This is a genomic window from Enterococcus sp. AZ067, from assembly GCF_051715005.1.
Lineage (GTDB): Bacteria > Bacillota > Bacilli > Lactobacillales > Enterococcaceae > Enterococcus_D > Enterococcus_D casseliflavus.
Genome location: NZ_JBIOSY010000001.1, coordinates 1,046,262 through 1,062,378 on the forward strand (window position 1 = coordinate 1,046,262; position 16,117 = coordinate 1,062,378).

General features: G+C 45.4%; 14 protein-coding genes and 1 other annotated feature. Of the genes, 10 read left to right on the plus strand and 4 right to left on the minus strand.

The features are described from left to right. Position 1: 1 nt before the first annotated feature. From IGI82_RS04970 to IGI82_RS05010, 9 genes are all read left to right on the plus strand, one after another. Positions 2-1,252: an MFS transporter gene (locus tag IGI82_RS04970; RefSeq protein ID WP_005225376.1), complete on the plus strand. Its 1,251-nt coding sequence runs from the start codon at positions 2-4 to the stop codon at positions 1,250-1,252. Then, complete coding sequence (gene arcC / locus IGI82_RS04975; protein ID WP_008379201.1) at positions 1,249-2,181, plus strand: carbamate kinase; 933 nt, start codon at positions 1,249-1,251, stop codon at positions 2,179-2,181. The genes IGI82_RS04970 and arcC overlap by 4 nt, the downstream gene beginning before the upstream one ends. A gap of 13 nt (positions 2,182-2,194) precedes the next feature. Continuing rightward, positions 2,195-3,412 carry a dicarboxylate/amino acid:cation symporter gene (locus tag IGI82_RS04980; protein ID WP_194193159.1) on the plus strand — a complete coding sequence of 406 codons (1,218 nt, stop codon included), beginning with the start codon at positions 2,195-2,197 and terminating at the stop codon, positions 3,410-3,412. 48 nt (positions 3,413-3,460) lie between these two features. Next, positions 3,461-4,522 carry an ureidoglycolate dehydrogenase gene (gene allD, locus IGI82_RS04985; RefSeq protein WP_375856914.1) on the plus strand — a complete coding sequence of 354 codons (1,062 nt, stop codon included), beginning with the start codon at positions 3,461-3,463 and terminating at the stop codon, positions 4,520-4,522. Between the two features lie 228 nt (positions 4,523-4,750). Continuing rightward, the gene (gene ssb, locus IGI82_RS04990; RefSeq protein WP_016610622.1) at positions 4,751-5,233 is read left to right on the plus strand and encodes a single-stranded DNA-binding protein; all 483 of its coding nucleotides are present in this window, start codon (positions 4,751-4,753) and stop codon (positions 5,231-5,233) included. Between the two features lie 293 nt (positions 5,234-5,526). Continuing rightward, a complete protein-coding gene (locus IGI82_RS04995) occupies positions 5,527-6,237 on the plus strand; it encodes a gamma-glutamyl-gamma-aminobutyrate hydrolase family protein (protein ID WP_087627079.1) in 711 nt (236 codons plus the stop codon). Positions 6,238-6,265: 28 nt separating this feature from the next. Continuing rightward, entirely contained in the window at positions 6,266-7,909 is a 1,644-nt protein-coding gene (locus IGI82_RS05000; protein WP_142967059.1) for a peptide ABC transporter substrate-binding protein, read from the plus strand. 462 nt (positions 7,910-8,371) lie between these two features. Beyond that, positions 8,372-10,126 (plus strand): ABC transporter ATP-binding protein, encoded by a 1,755-nt coding sequence (locus tag IGI82_RS05005; protein WP_438841808.1) that lies wholly within the window; start codon positions 8,372-8,374, stop codon positions 10,124-10,126. After that, positions 10,110-11,858, plus strand: coding sequence for an ABC transporter ATP-binding protein (locus IGI82_RS05010; protein WP_087627082.1), 1,749 nt, complete (start codon positions 10,110-10,112; stop codon positions 11,856-11,858). Before IGI82_RS05005 ends, IGI82_RS05010 begins: the two co-directional genes overlap by 17 nt. Before the next feature lie 137 nt (positions 11,859-11,995). Here IGI82_RS05010 and IGI82_RS05015 read toward each other — a convergent pair whose 3' ends face one another. Both IGI82_RS05015 and IGI82_RS05020 read right to left on the minus strand, forming a co-directional pair. Next, a complete protein-coding gene (locus tag IGI82_RS05015) occupies positions 11,996-12,907 on the minus strand; it encodes a LysR family transcriptional regulator (RefSeq protein ID WP_438841809.1) in 912 nt (303 codons plus the stop codon). 138 nt (positions 12,908-13,045) lie between these two features. After that, positions 13,046-13,885, minus strand: a complete 840-nt coding sequence (locus IGI82_RS05020; RefSeq protein ID WP_438841810.1) for a MetQ/NlpA family ABC transporter substrate-binding protein — start codon at positions 13,883-13,885, stop codon at positions 13,046-13,048. A 49-nt stretch (positions 13,886-13,934) separates the two neighbouring features. Next, positions 13,935-14,166 (minus strand) — a binding site (T-box leader). A 201-nt stretch (positions 14,167-14,367) separates the two neighbouring features. On the opposite strand from IGI82_RS05020, the gene IGI82_RS05025 reads away from it, so the two are divergent. Beyond that, on the plus strand, positions 14,368-14,973 hold the full coding sequence (locus IGI82_RS05025; RefSeq protein WP_375856918.1) for a short chain dehydrogenase: 606 nt from the start codon (positions 14,368-14,370) through the stop codon (positions 14,971-14,973). An 81-nt stretch (positions 14,974-15,054) separates the two neighbouring features. Here IGI82_RS05025 and IGI82_RS05030 read toward each other — a convergent pair whose 3' ends face one another. Further along, positions 15,055-15,639, minus strand: a complete 585-nt coding sequence (locus IGI82_RS05030) for an SOS response-associated peptidase (protein ID WP_005225388.1) — start codon at positions 15,637-15,639, stop codon at positions 15,055-15,057. A 218-nt stretch (positions 15,640-15,857) separates the two neighbouring features. Further along, positions 15,858-16,004, minus strand: coding sequence for a hypothetical protein (locus tag IGI82_RS05035; protein ID WP_005234527.1), 147 nt, complete (start codon positions 16,002-16,004; stop codon positions 15,858-15,860). Positions 16,005-16,117 lie beyond the last annotated feature (113 nt).

Sequence of the window (16,117 nt, forward strand, 5' to 3'; positions counted from 1 at the left end):
CATGGAAATCAGTAACCAGAAAGATGCGGTCAAAGTAAGCAATTCTTACTGGAAAAAAGTCGTTGCTATTTTCTTTGTCGGCTGGATTTTAATGTACGCCACACGGACGATCTTCAATCCAATCATGGGTGTGATCGGTGAAGAATTCAATTTAAGTAACACACAACTAGGACTTGCCAATAGTATTTTCTTTTTGACTTATGCCGTTGCGCAAATTCCTTTTGGGATCATCGGCGACAAAATCGGTCGCAAATTAGTGATCGCTCTAGGCTTTGTTTTATTGGCGGTGACTACGTACTTCAGTGGGCTAGCCACAAGCTTTGTTTTGTTTTTAGTGATTCGTGCCATTGCAGGGATTGGTCAAGGTGCCTATTACGGTCCGCAATACGCATTGTCTACCGAAGCGATTCCCGACAACAAACGAACCGTCGGAAATGCCATTATCAACAGTGGGATGGCGTTTGGAACGTCTGGTGGGTACTTGCTTTCTAGTAAATTAGTCTTGGATAACGGGGGCCATTGGAGCCAACCCTTCTTCCTAATGGCAATTCCGACCTTGATCGTCGGTGTCTTGTTCTATTTTGTTTTGAAAGAAAAAGTGATTCGTCCAGAAGATGAAGGACAAGAAATAAAAGAAGAAGGGCCGAAAGAAAAGATTTCCTTGAAGCAGATTTTTTCAAACCGCAATCTCGTGGCAGCCTTTGTTCTATGCTTTACCAGCATTTATGCAAACTTTGTGATCATTACTTGGCTGCCGCAATTCTTGATTGCCGAGCGTGGTTTTGAAGGGGCGAGTGTCGGCTTTATTGCTTCCTTAGTCCCATGGGCATCAATTCCAGGTGCGTTGATTTTTGCTCGATTGAATGATAAAACGGGCGCAACGAAAAAATTAGTCTATTTATTGGTCCCATTGGCGACCCTTTCCGTATTTGCCATTGCCTTTGTAACGGATCGCACCTTATTGATCACTGTCTTGATTTTGTATGGATTGACTGGCAAGCTGGCGCTTGATCCAATCGTCGTGACCTTTGTGACGAAAAACGCACCAAAAGGCGCCTTAGGAACGACTTTGAGTGCTTATAATTTTATCGGGATGTCGGGGTCGATCTTAGCACCTTATGTTACTGGCTTTTTAGCCGATTCTTTAGGATCGATGCAGGTCGGGTTTTACCTGTCTTGTCTATTACTGCTGATCGGATTAGGTGTTTTTGCCGTATTAGCAAAGGAAAATCAGAAGGAGAGCATAAAATGAGTTTGAATGTGATCGCGTTAGGCGGCAATGCTATTTTAGATAAAGACCCTAGTGATGAAGGACAAAAAGCAGTTGTTGCGCAAGCAGCACGTTATATTGCCGATTTTGTCGAAAAAGGGGAAAAAGTCATTGTTTGTCACGGCAATGGACCACAAGTCGGCAACTTACTGTTGCAGCAAAAAGCAGGGGAAAGTGAAAAAAATCCCCAATTGAAATTAGACAGCTGCGTGGCAATGACCCAAGGAAGTATCGGTTATTGGCTGCAAAATGCCTTGATCAATGAGTTTGCCACACGACAAGCACATCCATCGGTGATCTCATTAGTCACCCAAGTTCGTGTCGATCCAGCAGATCCATCCTTTGAGAAACCTTCCAAACCAGTCGGACCTTTTTATAGTGAAGAGGAAGCCAATGCTGCGATGGCAGCCAATGGCGGGGTATATCAAGAAGATGCTGGGCGTGGTTACCGGAAAGTGGTTCCATCCCCGAAACCGCAAGAAATCGTTGAAAAAGAAGCCATCAAAACATTGGTCGATGCTGGTGTGATCACGATTTGCGCCGGTGGTGGTGGCGTACCTGTCGTTCGCAACGACAATGGGTTTACTGGCGTGGAAGCCGTCAACGACAAGGACTTTACCGCTAGTGTCTTAGCAAAAGACGTGCAGGCCGATCGCCTAATCATTTTGACTGGTGTCGACAATATCTACATCAATTACAACCAGCCGAATCAGCAAGCCTTAGGGGAAATCAGTGTGGCACAAGCCAAGGGCTACATCGAGGAAGGCCATTTTGCAGCGGGCAGTATGTTGCCAAAAATAGAAGCTGCGATTGATTTTGTTGAAGAAGATGCAGCCAGAACCGCGATTATTACCTCAATCGAAAAGTTAGCTGAACTGGATCAGCATACAGGAACCATACTTCGAAAATAAAGAGGGGATCAAAGTGAAAGCAAAAAAACTACCGATGGTGACGCAGATCGTTATTGCCGTTCTTCTAGGGATTCTTTGCGGTTTGTTCTTTGGGCAAGCCGCTTCGTTCCTAAAAATTTTGGGCGATCTTTTCTTGCGTCTGATGCAAATGGCGATCCCATTATTGATCGTTGGCCAAATCATTCAAGCAGTTGGGGGGATTGCCCCGAAAGAACTCACTCGTTTGGGTGGAAAAACGATCGCTGTCTTTGGGATTTCCTCCTTATTCGCTGCTGCATGGGGCGTGCTGATGGCGCTCTTCTTTGCTCCAGGCAAAGGGATCGACTTTTCACAAGCTGCCGGCGAACCTCTGCAAGCACAAGAAATTTCTATATCAGAGACAGTGATCAACTTTATTCCCACGAATATTTTCGATGCGTTGAGTAAAGGGTCAATTATTCAAATCATCGTTTTTGGGTTATTTTTTGGTGTTGCCCTCAATCGCTTTATGCAAAAGAAACCTGAGTCAGCTCTTTATGGGCTGATCGTGGATCTGAATGAGGTCGTCATTGCCATCATTCGTTACGTGATGATCGTGGCACCAATCGGTATTTTTGCTTTGATCGCTTCAACGATCAGCTCCCTGGGCTTGCAGATCATTTTGCCATTAGGCAGCTATTTGCTTGTCTACGGTCTAGCCACCGTCACGTTCCTTGGGCTGTGGCTAGTCTTGTTGACCGTGTATTGTCGGATCAATCCGTTACGATTGATCAAAAATATGAAGAATATGTCGGTCATGGCATTGGCGACGACCTCCTCTGCCATCACGCTGCCGATCGCTATGGAAGAATCCCAGAACAAATTAGGACTCAGTAGCCGCATCACCAATTTGGTATTGCCATTGGGCATGTCTTTGAACAGCAATGGGTCAGCGATGCATATGGCGATTACCGTCATGACAATCGCCCAAATGTATCAAATCAACTTTGACGGGATCCAAATGGTGACGGTAGCTGTAACTGCGACTTTCGTTTCTTTAGCCAATGCAGTTGTTCCCGGAGCGGGGTTAGTTTCCTTGGCAATCATCGTTCCCCAGCTTGGTTTACCAATCGAAAGCATTGCGCTATTTGCTGGTGTCGAATGGTTTGTTGGCATGCTGCGGACAATTTTGAACGTGAACTCAGACGTCTATTCAGCGCTGCTGATCGCTAAGTCAGCCGATGAACTGGATTATCGCGTGTTTAATCAATAAGAGAAGCCGTTGCCAAGCGTGCTTCTCTTTTTCTAAGGAGGAAAAAAGATGGAAGAAATGAGCAGACGTTCTCTGCTGGAATTAGAAGCATTGATGAAAAAGAAACTCTTGGCTGCTGGTTTGCCAGAAGCCGCGGCCAGTGAAACAGCGGCGCATTTGACCTTTGCGGATGCGTGCGGGATCCATTCTCATGGTGCCGTGCGGATGGACTACTATGCCGAGCGCTTAGTAAAAGGCGGCATCACGCTAGAACCAAACATGTCTTTTGAAAAAACAGGCGCCGCTACCGGAATTTTTCACGGAGATAACGGCATGGGGCATTATGTGTGCAACGAAGCGATTGCGATCGCCATTCATCTGGCGAAAGAAGCAGGGATCGCTGCAGTAGGAATCGAGCAGACCAGCCATAGCGGGACGATGGCGTATTACGTCAAACAGGCTGCTGAAGCCGACTTAGTGGCGATCGCCATGTGTCAATCGGATCCGATGGCGGTGCCTTTTGGTGGGACCGAAAACTATTTTGGTACCAATCCAATTGCGTTTGCAGCACCACGAGCCAACCATCCACCGGTGGTTTTTGATATGGCGACAACGGTTCAAGCGTGGGGCAAAATTTTGGACGCTCGCTCGAAGAAACAGCAGATCCCCGATACTTGGGCCGTAGACGAGCAAGGCTTGCCTACCACCGACCCCTATGCAGTCCAAGGATTATTGCCAATCGCTGGTGCCAAAGGATATGGCTTAATGATGATGGTGGATATTTTAGCCGGCTCGATGCTAGGCTTGGCTTTTGGTAAACAGGTCACCTCCATGTATGCGGACTTGACGGAAAAACGTCGCTTAGGACAATTCCTTTTGGTGATCGATCCGTCTCGTTTTACGGACACCGAAACCTTCAAGCAAAGCATCGATCAGATGGTGACTGAGCTGCATGCAATCCCGCCAGTAAAAGGGCAATCACAAGTCTACTATCCTGGAGCGATCAGTCAAATACACTTTGAAAAAGCTCAGCAAGAAGGGGTCCTGATCCCCAAAGCGATCATCGATTATCTCGAAAGCGAAACCCTCCATTTTGATCGCTATGGGAGTCAAGATTCCTTTGCTAAATAAAGATTTGCAGAAGACGGTTGGTTCATAGGGGTATTGAACCAACTGTTTTTTTGCTGTGTGGAGCAAAGAGGATTTTTCCGTCAAAAAATCACAGCTTTTTGACAGGAGCAGACGAATTCTTTGAGTTGGTTCATTTTTTTCAAAGCATTTCTTAAGCCATTTAACCTTTGATTGCTTGTTTTTTGGAATATGGTAGAATAGGTCGCATAAGTTTAGATCACTCAAGAAATGAGAGAAAAGCGAGGATGCAGCGTGGCAATGAATAAAGTGGTTCTTACTGGGAAAATCGCAGCGATGCCTAGTAAAGAAGCGTTTGATGCGGCGGACGATCAGGGCGTACGTTTTGATCTTGTCATTGTATCTCAATGGCAAAACAGTGAAGAAGTGCATCATGAATGGTTTGCTTGTGTCGTTCATGGGAAACAGGCAGAGACCTTTTTACGGTATACTCAAAAAGGAGCAAGTATCAAAATCAACGGACACTTGCAAGGCTGTCCGTATGAAACAGCAGAAGGGCAAAGATTTTGTGCGGCAGAAGTCGTGGTGGATACCTTTCAAATTTTAGAGTTAGCAGAAGAACCAGCGGCGCCTTTTCCTAAAAAGCGACCATCGACACTTGATGAACCGACGCAAACAAAGTCGATCCGTAATGAAAAAGATCCCCTAAAAACACAGATGCTGGAGTTTTTAAAAGACAATCGATTATTTTAATGACGAAACATGCGGAAAGCCACGGCTTCTCGCATGTTTTTTTACGTAGAGAAAGCGTTGGTAAAATTCAATTATATCTGACTAGCGGTGTTCTTTATTGCGAATCAAAGAGGCGGTTAAATAGAATGGTGATTGTAATAAATGATCGCGAAAGTGAAAATAGTGTTTCACAAAAAGTGCTGATTGGTTTAGAATAGTTGAAACATATCTTGAGGGAAAAAGCGGCGCTTGCCTTGTTCAACTGCTAGATGTCGCTTTTTTCTGAAAAAATCGTTAATCAAGGAGGGATGTCGATGGGCAAACCAATTATAGGGATCGCTGCGAATGAAGTGCAAGATGCTGGCGATGTGCTGCATCATTTGCCGATCGCCTACACACCATTAGGGTATGTGCGAGCGATCCAGCAAGCGGGCGGACTGCCATTGCTCTTGCCAATCAGTGAGCCAGCTGCAGCCAAGGACTATGTTTCACAGATCGATAAACTGGTATTAGCTGGTGGACAAGATGTTTCACCCAAGTTTTATGGGCAGGAGGACCATCAGGCAACTGGAAGCGGCTTTTTGGCACGGGATGAGTTTGAACTAGCGCTGATCGATGAAGCGCTGCTGCAAAAGAAACCAATTTTTGCGGTTTGTCGGGGGATGCAGCTGGTCAACGTGGCCTTTGGGGGCACGCTGCAGCAAGACATCAGTACCTTCAGTGAGATCATTCATATGCAGGCACCGATTCCGAAAGAAGTGCCGACCCATGCCATCGCGACGGCTGAAAAAAGCATGTTGGCTCGTGTATACGGTCAAAAAACAAAGGTCAATTCCTTTCATCATCAAGCGGTGGATCGATTGGCTCGTCCATTGCAAAAGACAGCTTGGAGTCCTGATGGCATCATTGAAGGCATTGAACATGTGGATCAGCGCTTGTTGGCGGTTCAATGGCATCCAGACTTTGCCTATGATGCGCTTTTACAAGAACAAGCGGTTTTCAAGTATGTCGTTGATGTGTTGTAAGAAAGAGGGTCACGCAAGGAGGAGAAAAATGAAAAAGAAAATGATTGGTATCACTGCTTTCACAGTATTGGTTTTAAGTGCCTGCAGTACCACGAGTCCCACGACGGATTCTGGACAGCAAGAGGAGCAAGGCGCTGTTGCGCAAGAGATTCAAGTGTCAACCGCGGGCGCCTTATCGACCCTTGATAGCGGGCAATACACGGATGTCAACAGTTCCGATATGATCGGACAAGTGGCAGAAGGGTTATACCGTCTGGATCAAGAGGGGGATCCTGAGCTTGCGATGGCCGCTGAAGAGCCTACGGTATCAGAAGATGGACTGGTTTATACCTTCACCATTCGTGATGCAAAATGGAGCAATGGCGATCCTGTTACAGCGGATGATTTTGTCTACGCCTTTCAATATGTTGCCAATCCAGAGAACGGTTCTAGCAGCAGCAATCAAATGGATGTGTTGAAAAATGGCAGTCAAGTACGTCAAGGAGATGCTGAGGTCAGTGAGTTAGGAGCCAAAGCATTGGACCAGCAGACGTTAGAGCTGACATTGGCAAGTCCAATCTCGTATTTGGATCAGATTCTGGTCGGGACACCTTTTATGCCAAAAAACCAAGCGTTTGCTGAAGAAAAAGGTGCCGATTATGGGTTATCAGCGGAAAATTTTGTTGGCAACGGCCCATTCTTGATCGAAGGGTGGAACGGAACCAATGAATCATGGACGTTAACGAAAAATCCTGATTATTGGGATGCTGAGAATGTCCAATTGACCAAGATCGACGTGCAAGTAGTGAAGGAAACGGCAACTGGTGTCAGCCTTTTTGAAACAGGAGAACTGGACTACACCACCTTAACGGATACGTACGCGCAGCAATACCAAAACTCAGCTCAAGCCAACTATGTGCCAAAGGCGCTGGTGGGGTATTTAAGTGCCAACCAAAAACGAGAAGTCACAGGCAATGTCAAGGTACGTCAGGCGATTTTACAAGCCATCGACAAAGAGGCATTTGCTGAAAATATCTTAGGCGATGGATCCACTGCATTGAACGGCTTTGTGCCAAGCAACTTTGCCAAAGATCCTGAAACAGACCAAGATTTTCGTGAAGAAAATGGCGATTTACTGCCGTATGATCTAACAGCAGCACAAGCGCTTTGGGCACAAGCCAAAGAAGAGTTGGGACAAGACGAGATCACTTTGGAACTGTTGTCAGCAGATACAGCAGCAGCCAAGAAAACCATCGAATTTGTCCAAGGACAGTTAGAAACCAATTTGCCTGGATTAACCATCGATGCCAAGTCGATTCCTTTACAAAACCGCTTGGACTTGCAATCCCAAGGTGAATTTGATCTCGTCTTCGGGACTTGGACACCAGATTACGCGGACCCGATCAACTTCTTAGAATTTTATGATTCGACAGGTGGCTTGAATACCTCTGGGTATGCTAGTGAAAGGTACGACCAAGGGTTACAAGAAGCACGGACGACTTTAGCAAACGACCCAGCTGCCCGTTGGGACTTATTGAAAGAACTCGAGAAACAATTGATCGTTGAAGATACAGCCGTCTTGCCGTTATATCAAGGAGCGGTAGCGTATTTGAAAACAGATCGTTTGCAAGGGGTGCAAGTGTTTCCTTTTGGACGAACAGTATCCTATCGCCTAGCATCTGTCACAGAATAAACAGGCAGTAAGAAAACAGAGGAACTTTTTTCAACCAAGTGTGCTGACCAAACAGCGCTTGTTGAAGAGAGGGGCATCTGTTTTTTTATTTTGCCAGATTCCTTGCAACGCTTAGGATAAACCGAGAATTCGTTTTCAAAAAATAGTTGTTAAAAAGCGAAAAATTGAGAAACGCCTTTTTAGAAAAGTCAATCTTTTTGAAAAAAAATTAATAAAAGTTGTTGCATTCTCAGAAACTTATCTGTAAAGTGTTAGGTGTAGTCAGCAAAAATAAAAAGAGAAGGAGGGATTACGATGCAAAAAGTATTTGATAAAAAAACAACCAAATTGAATAAAGTGAATCCCTCATTCGGTAACCATTAGTGTACAGATAATGTCTATAATAACGACGTTTATGCTCTGTCCTTTTTCCGAAGGGACAGAGCTTTTTTGTGTACTTTTTTAGAATGTGAGGGATAAAACATGAAGTATGTATTAAAACAATTAACAACGTATTTTAAAGAACATAAGGTACGCTATACCTTCGTATTCGTCTTTATGGTGATTGCTAGTGCGATGTATGTCGCACCAATCTATATCTTGCGCTTATTCATTGATGCGCTGATCCAAGATAATTTTGATTATTCGGTACTGGTCCAATACGTGACCCTCTTTGCCGGAGCTATCTTGTTAGGATATCTGGCCGAATTTGTTTGGACGTTTAATTTATTTATTGGTTCCTACGATTTGCAAAAACAATTACGGGAACAATTGATGAGCCACTTTCTCAAAATGGGGGCGCCGTTTTACCATCGTTTCCGAACAGGTGATTTAATGACTCGTTCCAGTGACGATGTCCAAGTGATGGGGATGACCGTTGGGTATGGACTGATGGTTTTCTTAAATACTAGTTTGTATCTAAGTTTCATCGTAGCGATGATGGCTGGGACGGTTTCTTGGCTACTGACCTTGATTGCCCTGATTCCAATGCCGCTTTTAGCCTATTACATTTTCAAATGGGGCTCGCAAGTCGATAAGGCGTTTACGGAAGCGCAGAATTCTGTTTCTGAGATGAACAGTGAAGTGCTGGAGATCATTGATGGCATTCGGGTCGTCCGAGCTTATGGACTAGAAGGAGCCACCACGGAACAGTTTCGAAAGAAAACACTGGAAACACGAGCGAAAAACAATATCGTTTCTGAGATCGATTCCCGTTTTGGGCCGCTGATTACCATCATCTTAGCGATCAGCTTTGTGATGAGCTTTGGTGTGGGGGCGTTTCTTGTTGCCAACCAAACGATCACCATCGGTGCGATGGTCTCTTTCCAAGTGTACTTGACAATGGTCGTTTGGCCGATGATCTCAGCAGGAGATCTTGTGAATGTGATGCAGCAAGGTGCCGCATCCTGGCGTCGGATCAATGAAGTGCTGCAGACGGGGGATGAATTAGAAACGCCAGGTGAAGCCGACCTGCAAGCCATCAATACGATCCGTTTTGAAGCATATCATTTCCAATACCCGCAAGCAGCTCGTTATGTGTTAGAAGGACTGGATTTGACGATCACTCGTGGAGAAGTCTTAGGGATCGTTGGGAAGACCGGCAGCGGAAAAACGACGCTGCTAAGACAATTCGGTCACCGCTATCCATACTCTGATCAAGTCCCCTTGATCAACGAGCAGCTGTTGACGGCCTATCAAACAACAGCAGTGCGCAACCACTTTGCAGAAGTACCGCAAGAACATACCTTGTTTTCACGAACGATTCGCGAGAACTTGTTATTCGGACAACCAGACGCTTCCGAAGAAGTATTGTGGGAAGCACTGGAAGCTGCTTGCTTTAGCGAAGACATCAAGCGGATGCCAGAAGGGCTCGAAACGGTCGTCGGTGAGAAAGGCGTTTCCCTTTCTGGTGGACAAAAACAACGCTTGTCCTTAGCACGGGCGTTTTTACGAAACAGTGAAGTCCTCTTACTGGATGATGCCCTTTCGGCAGTTGATGCCAAAACGGAACAAGCCATCATCACGAATTTGAAAACGATGAAGCAGGCACCGACCTCCATCATCGTGACCCATCGATTGTCCGCCATCACCGAAGCGGATCAAATCATCGTCTTAGAAGACGGACGGATCACACAGCGTGGTACCCATCAGGAGTTGATCGAAACGCCAGGCTGGTACCAAGAGCAGTATTATCATCAACAGTTAAAGGAGGACGATACGAGTGTTCTCAACGATTAAACGTTTGCTCACGTATTTGAGCTATTATAAAAAACAATTTACCGTGGGTGCGATCTTGCTGTTGCTGGCTGCAGCGCTCGAACTGACTTCCCCACTGATTGCCAAGCAGCTGATCGACCGAGTGATGACACCAGCGGTTAACAGTAGCAATTTAGACACGATGCTTTTGATCCAATTGCTCGCTGGGTATTTGCTGGTCAATTTGATTGGTTCCCTCTTTCGTTATATCAGCTTGCTGCAATTGCGAAAAATGTCCAACAGTATCGTCAAAAAAATGCGGGATCAGCTTTTTGACCATATGCATAAATTACCCGTTTCTTACTTTGACCAGATCCCAGCAGGTAAAGTCGTTGCACGAATCACGAATGACACCGAAGTCTTGCGGTCGAATTTCTACGTGATCGTGATCAGTAATTTGTTAAGCAACATCATCCAAATCATTGGTGCGTTTATTGCATTGTTTCTTTTGAACCGCACCTTAGGAGCAGCGATGCTGATTTTGATCCCGATTTTAGGAATCTGGCAGCATTTTTATACCAAATATGCTTCTCGTTACAATTTAGCAATGCGGGAGTACATCTCACAAATCAGTGGGCAGTTGAATGAATTTGTCCAAGGAATGGCGATCATCCAAGCCTTCCAACGAGAAAATCAGTTGCAGAAAGAATTTAATGAAACAGTAGAGAAATGGTTCAAAACTGGACGTAAATACCTCTTGCTCGATTCAAGTATCGCTTGGGGATTAGGAAACTTGTTGCGAAATTCAACGATCTTGATTTTGATCACGACCTTGGCCGCCTTTTTCCTTGATGGCCGCTTGGCGATCTCAGCAGGCTTGCTGTATGCCTTTATTGATTACATCAACCGCCTGTATGATCCCATCGAAGGGCTTGTCCAAACCATCACCAATGTGCAGCAATCATTAGCTGCTGGACAGCGGGTCTTTGAGTTTGCTGATCAGCCGGTTGAAAAACAACAAAGTGAGCAGCTGACTGTTACGAATGGCGATGTTTCTTTCCAACAAGTGACCTTTGGCTACGACCCTGAGCAAGCGATCTTGCACGATATCAACTTTGACGTTGCAGCAGGGGAGACCATTGCTTTAGTTGGTCATACTGGTTCTGGAAAATCGAGTATTTTGAACCTGTTGTTCCGTTTTTATGATCCGCAGCACGGAAAAATCGTTGTGGATGGACAAGTGATCGCTGATTATGATCGTCATAGTTTAAGAGATTCAATGGCGATCGTCATGCAAGATCCCTATCTATTTACTGGAACGATCGCCAGCAACATCGGGATGAACGATCCAACGATCACCGAAGCGATGATTATCGATGCCTTGAAGCAAGTCGGCGCTGACTACCTTTTGAGCCGCTACGAAAAAGGCATCCATCATCCAGTCGTTGAAAAAGGCAATGAGTTTTCTAGTGGAGAACGCCAGCTGATCAGTTTCGCCCGTGCGCTGGTGTTTGATCCAAAAATCTTGATTCTGGATGAAGCGACGAGCCATGTGGACACTGAAACAGAGTCCATCATTCAAAAGGCGATGACCGTCTTGCAAAAAGGACGGACGACCTTCATGATCGCTCACCGTTTGTCAACGATCAAACAAGCCGATCAAATCTTGGTCCTAGACCAAGGGAAGATCGTGGAACGGGGAACCCATGCAAGTCTTGTCCAAGGGCAGGGAATCTATCAGCAAATGTATCAAATGCAGGCAGAGCAGCTGTAATCAGCGGTGATTGCCGACAACAGTAACCGTAAAAGAAAATCCTTGAGCCTCCTGCATGGGAAGTGGCTCAAGGATTTTTTATATAATGCGAAGGAGCAGCCAATCATCTATGGGGAGTTGGAAGAGGAGGCCTTCGCTTATATATCACTAGGAAAAGCTGTAAGATGATGCCGTAATTTTGCTAAGAAACGCTCGCCGATCACTGATAACGGGCGATCGTTCTTTTTAATGAGGATGATCTCACCCTCGGACGCGTCGAACAAAGGAAGAAAAGCCAAGCCTTGGCGTTCTGGTTGGGCAACGATCCCCGAGCCGGTTCCATAAAGATCCGTCTGCTGTAATAGCTGGACCATCGTGCCTCGATCGCTGACATGCACCACTTGGGGGCTTTGAGCGAAGTCGATCAAATCTTCTGAGAAGAACGAATAGCGTTCATCTTCTTGCAAAAAGCGTACTTGTGGATAAGGGGCGAGATCTCTTAAGGAAAGCTGCCTTTTTTCTGTCAAGGGATGAGTCGCTCGTAAAAAGACATGGGGGCGAAACCGTCCCAACGCCTCGAAGGACAATTGGGCGCCTTGCAGCAGTCGTTCCAATCCTGCTTGGTTTTGCTCATTCAAATAAAGGATCCCAAATTCACTTCGATATTGTTGCACGTCCGTGATCACCTTTAAGGTCGTGGTTTCTAATAAGCGAAACTGGCGGCAGTCGGGAAATTCCTGCAGCAGCTCACTGAAAATTCCAGCCGTGAAATCATAGTGCTGGCTTGCGATAGCGAAGGTTTGACTCGCTGCTTGCTTGCTGGAAAAACGCGTTTGCAGCTGCGCCACTTGACTCAAGATTGGCTGGGCATGGTCTAGAAATTCCGAGCCTTCGGCAGTCAAGCGGGCGCCTTGATTCGTACGCTCGAAAAGCTGGACCTCCAATTCTGTTTCCAACTCTTTCACGGCTTGGGAAAGACTTGGCTGCGAAAGATACAGCCGTTTGGCTGCTTCACGAAAACTTCCATGGTCAGCGATCGCTTGCACGATGCGCATTTGTTGAATATTCAATTTTTGACCTCCTTTACAAAGATTCAGACGGGGAATGGTCCACTAATCAATAGTAGTCATGTCTTTTCCTTCTATAGTAATAGAAGCTTCTTTAAAAAATACGACGACAGTTGCTGCCTATTGCTACTTGTGAAGCGGTCATTGCAATTCTTCAGGAATAAACCAATAACCCGTTTGATTCTCTTCTGCCAGCAGTTCTTTAAAGGCTTCAGAATGATAAGCTGCCACCACTGCCTGTGCCCAATCACTATCTTTATTGGCTTCTTTTACCGTTGCCACCAGTTCATATTCTTGCAAAATGTCTTCACTTAATAGGCTTTCCTCTGCAGCGATTCCAGCACTATAAACGATGCTGCCGGGAATCACCGCATAGTCTAAATCTGCTAAGCTGCGGGGGATTTGGGCAGAATCCATCTCGACGATGTCCAGGTCATAAGGATTGTTAGTAATGTTTCTCAAAGTCGCGTCAATGGGCGCCACTTCGGAGTCAAGCTCGATCCAGCCGGCTTTTTGTAGCAGCAACAGGGCACGGGCGCTATTTGACGGATCATTGGGAATCCCGATGGTATCGTTTGCTTCAATCGCTGCTAAATTGTCCTTTCTGCCAGGATACAAGCCAGCTGGAACGGTAGGGATCGGTGTGATACCCACCAAATCCGCACCCGTGTTTTCATTAAAGTTCTCTAAATAGGCGGTATGCTGATCAACGTTTAAGTCGATTTCGCCATCGTTCAGTGCAATGTCTGCTTCCAATACCCCAGTAAAGCCAATATCAGTCACGGTATAGCCTGCTTCTTCTAAAATTGGTTTGATTCCCTGAAGAAACAGTTCGCTGTAAGGTCCTGGTGTCGTACCAACTCTGATTTCTGTCTGCTGCTCTTCGGCATTTCCGGTCACTTCTTCTTGGTTGCCGCAGCCAGAAAATAAGACCAAGGACAACAGACAAATGCCCATACCTAATCGAATCCTTCGTTTCATACCTCTTCCTCCTTTTTTATAAAAAAAACCTTCCCAAAGACAATTCTTTGGGAAGGACGATCATTTCGCGGTACCACCTTCATTTGTTTTTTGTTGAAACAAAAAACCTCAGTCAGTTCATCAAATAAACTGCATTGCGCTATCGGGCTTTCTCCGTCGGGGATTGTTCGTCCACGAATGCTCAAAGGTCATCTTCGGATCGTCTTCCTTACTCGTTTCCACCAGTTCCGAGCTCTCTTAAAAGAAAGGGGGGATCGTACTCTTCTTCTCACTGCATGTGTATGAAATTAGTAGTATCTTAGAACAAGATGAGAAAGTTGTCAATTGCTTTCGTGATAGGTGATTCCAATCACTACGCAGATAGTAGGGGAACAAATGGGTAAGGGTAAGAATAGACCAATAAGGCAGGAAAAGCAGATGAATGGTCGAAATCGCTTGGTTGGGTTAGAATCGAAACACAAAACAAAAAAAGAGGCGAGGAAATGAAATTACTTTTGATTGGACACACCGGCACACTTGGGCAGCTTTTAGTTGAAGGCTTTCAGCAACTGCCAGAGGTGGAGCTGATCACGGCTAGCCGTAGCAGCGGCGATCATCAGGTCGAAATTGCGGATGCAGCCAGTGTCAGCCAGCTATTTGAAGCTACTGGGAAAGTGGATGCCATTGTTTCCGCTGCGGGAAGTACAGTGTTTAAACCCTTTGAGGAATTGACGCCAGCAGATATTCAACAATCAGTGGCTTCGAAGCTGCAAGGACAAGTCAACCTTGCGTTGATTGGCCAGCATTTTCTCACTGAAGGCGGCAGTATCACACTGACTTCTGGAATTATCAAAGACGAATTTATCCCAATGGGCACGCCTTCAGCACTGGTCAACGGCGGTTTGGAAGCCTTCGTGGCATCGGCAGCTTTTGAGATCGGTCATGGGATACGAATCAATGCAGTCAGTCCCAATGCGCTTGTGGGCTCTTGGGAAACCTTCGCCGATTCTTTCAAAGGCTTTATTCCCGTTGGTGACGCACCCGTTTTTGCAGCGTATCAAAAAGCAGTCTTTGGGATCATGACTGGCAAAACCTTCACCGTTTATTAAGAAAAAGCAGAAGTAGGAAAAACCGCCAAATCAAAGCTGACTTGGCGGTTTTTGTTCTGCTGAAAAAGAAGTAGCAAGCAGTTAAGAAGAGAGCAATTGGGTTTTCAGCTTGGGCATTTCTGCTTTGAGTTGTTGGCGAGCAAAAGCCAAGTCATTGATCCAAGAAGCAATCGCTTCTTTTTCTAAGAACAGAGGCATTCGATCATGGACTGGTTCAACAGAATCGTTCGCGGCAGTCGTTAGAATGATTGATTCGGTTTCGATTTGATCCTCTTTTTGAAGGATGCGATAAAAACCAGCGGCATAAATCACGTGATCTTGCGAAAAGAGGAACTTTTCCTTTTCATGATTCCATTCATAGAAACCAGACATCGGAAAGACACAGCGATGCTCTTGGAAAGGTTTGCGAAAAGTCGGTTTTTCTTCAACGGTCTCAGAACGCGCATTGATCATCAAATGCCCTTTTTTAAAGCCGGTAAAGCCCCATCTTGTCACACCAGCTACAACTTGTTGTTGTTGATTTGCACCGATGGTTACGACATGATTGGAAGGGAAAACATCATTGACAGCGACAGTCTGTTGGCGCTTGCGGGCTTTCGCCGCGGCTTCTTGATAATATTCTGACAATTCGCCAGTTGTTGGGTCAAATAAGTATCGGCCGCACATGGACGGGTCACTCCTTTTTTTGGATTGGCTGGTGCCTTTGTTTCAGTATAAAGACTCAAGGCGTCAAAACCAACTAACTTGCTTCACTTCTCGATTCAACAAGAAAAGGAGCTTAAACATATGTAAAAAGTCAGGAGTATCGCTTGATTTGCTGGAAATCAGATAACAAAAAAAGGCAGTCACCTACTGAGGTTGACAGCCTTTTTTATTCTAGTTGGTTAGCCAATTTTTTTAACTCTCCCGCCGATTTTATTTGCGAAACGTTCAGCATCTTCTCTGCAAGTATAGGTCAATGCAATTGTTTTGTCCCGTGTTCTTTTTCCTTCGGCGGTTAGATAACCATGAAAGATTTTAATCGCATACAATAGATAAACACCTCCTTATCCTTGGTAATAATAACAAATTTACCGCTTACATTCAAGGGATATAGTAAAAGTTTATTTTTTGTTAGTTATTTTATTAAGAATTTATTCAAAGG

Excerpts from the sequence above, each read along its gene's own strand:
- IGI82_RS04970 (WP_005225376.1), top strand. The coding sequence starts at position 2 with ATGGAAATCAGTAACCAGAAAGATGCGGTCAAAGTAAGCAATTCTTAC.
- arcC (WP_008379201.1), top strand. The coding sequence starts at position 1,249 with ATGAGTTTGAATGTGATCGCGTTAGGCGGCAATGCTATTTTAGATAAA.
- allD (WP_375856914.1), top strand. The coding sequence starts at position 3,461 with ATGGAAGAAATGAGCAGACGTTCTCTGCTGGAATTAGAAGCATTGATG.
- ssb (WP_016610622.1), top strand. The coding sequence starts at position 4,751 with ATGAGAGAAAAGCGAGGATGCAGCGTGGCAATGAATAAAGTGGTTCTT.
- IGI82_RS04995 (WP_087627079.1), top strand. The coding sequence starts at position 5,527 with ATGGGCAAACCAATTATAGGGATCGCTGCGAATGAAGTGCAAGATGCT.
- IGI82_RS05000 (WP_142967059.1), top strand. The coding sequence starts at position 6,266 with ATGAAAAAGAAAATGATTGGTATCACTGCTTTCACAGTATTGGTTTTA.
- IGI82_RS05005 (WP_438841808.1), top strand. The coding sequence starts at position 8,372 with ATGAAGTATGTATTAAAACAATTAACAACGTATTTTAAAGAACATAAG.
- IGI82_RS05020 (WP_438841810.1), bottom strand. The coding sequence starts at position 13,885 with ATGAAACGAAGGATTCGATTAGGTATGGGCATTTGTCTGTTGTCCTTG.
- IGI82_RS05025 (WP_375856918.1), top strand. The coding sequence starts at position 14,368 with ATGAAATTACTTTTGATTGGACACACCGGCACACTTGGGCAGCTTTTA.
- IGI82_RS05030 (WP_005225388.1), bottom strand. The coding sequence starts at position 15,639 with ATGTGCGGCCGATACTTATTTGACCCAACAACTGGCGAATTGTCAGAA.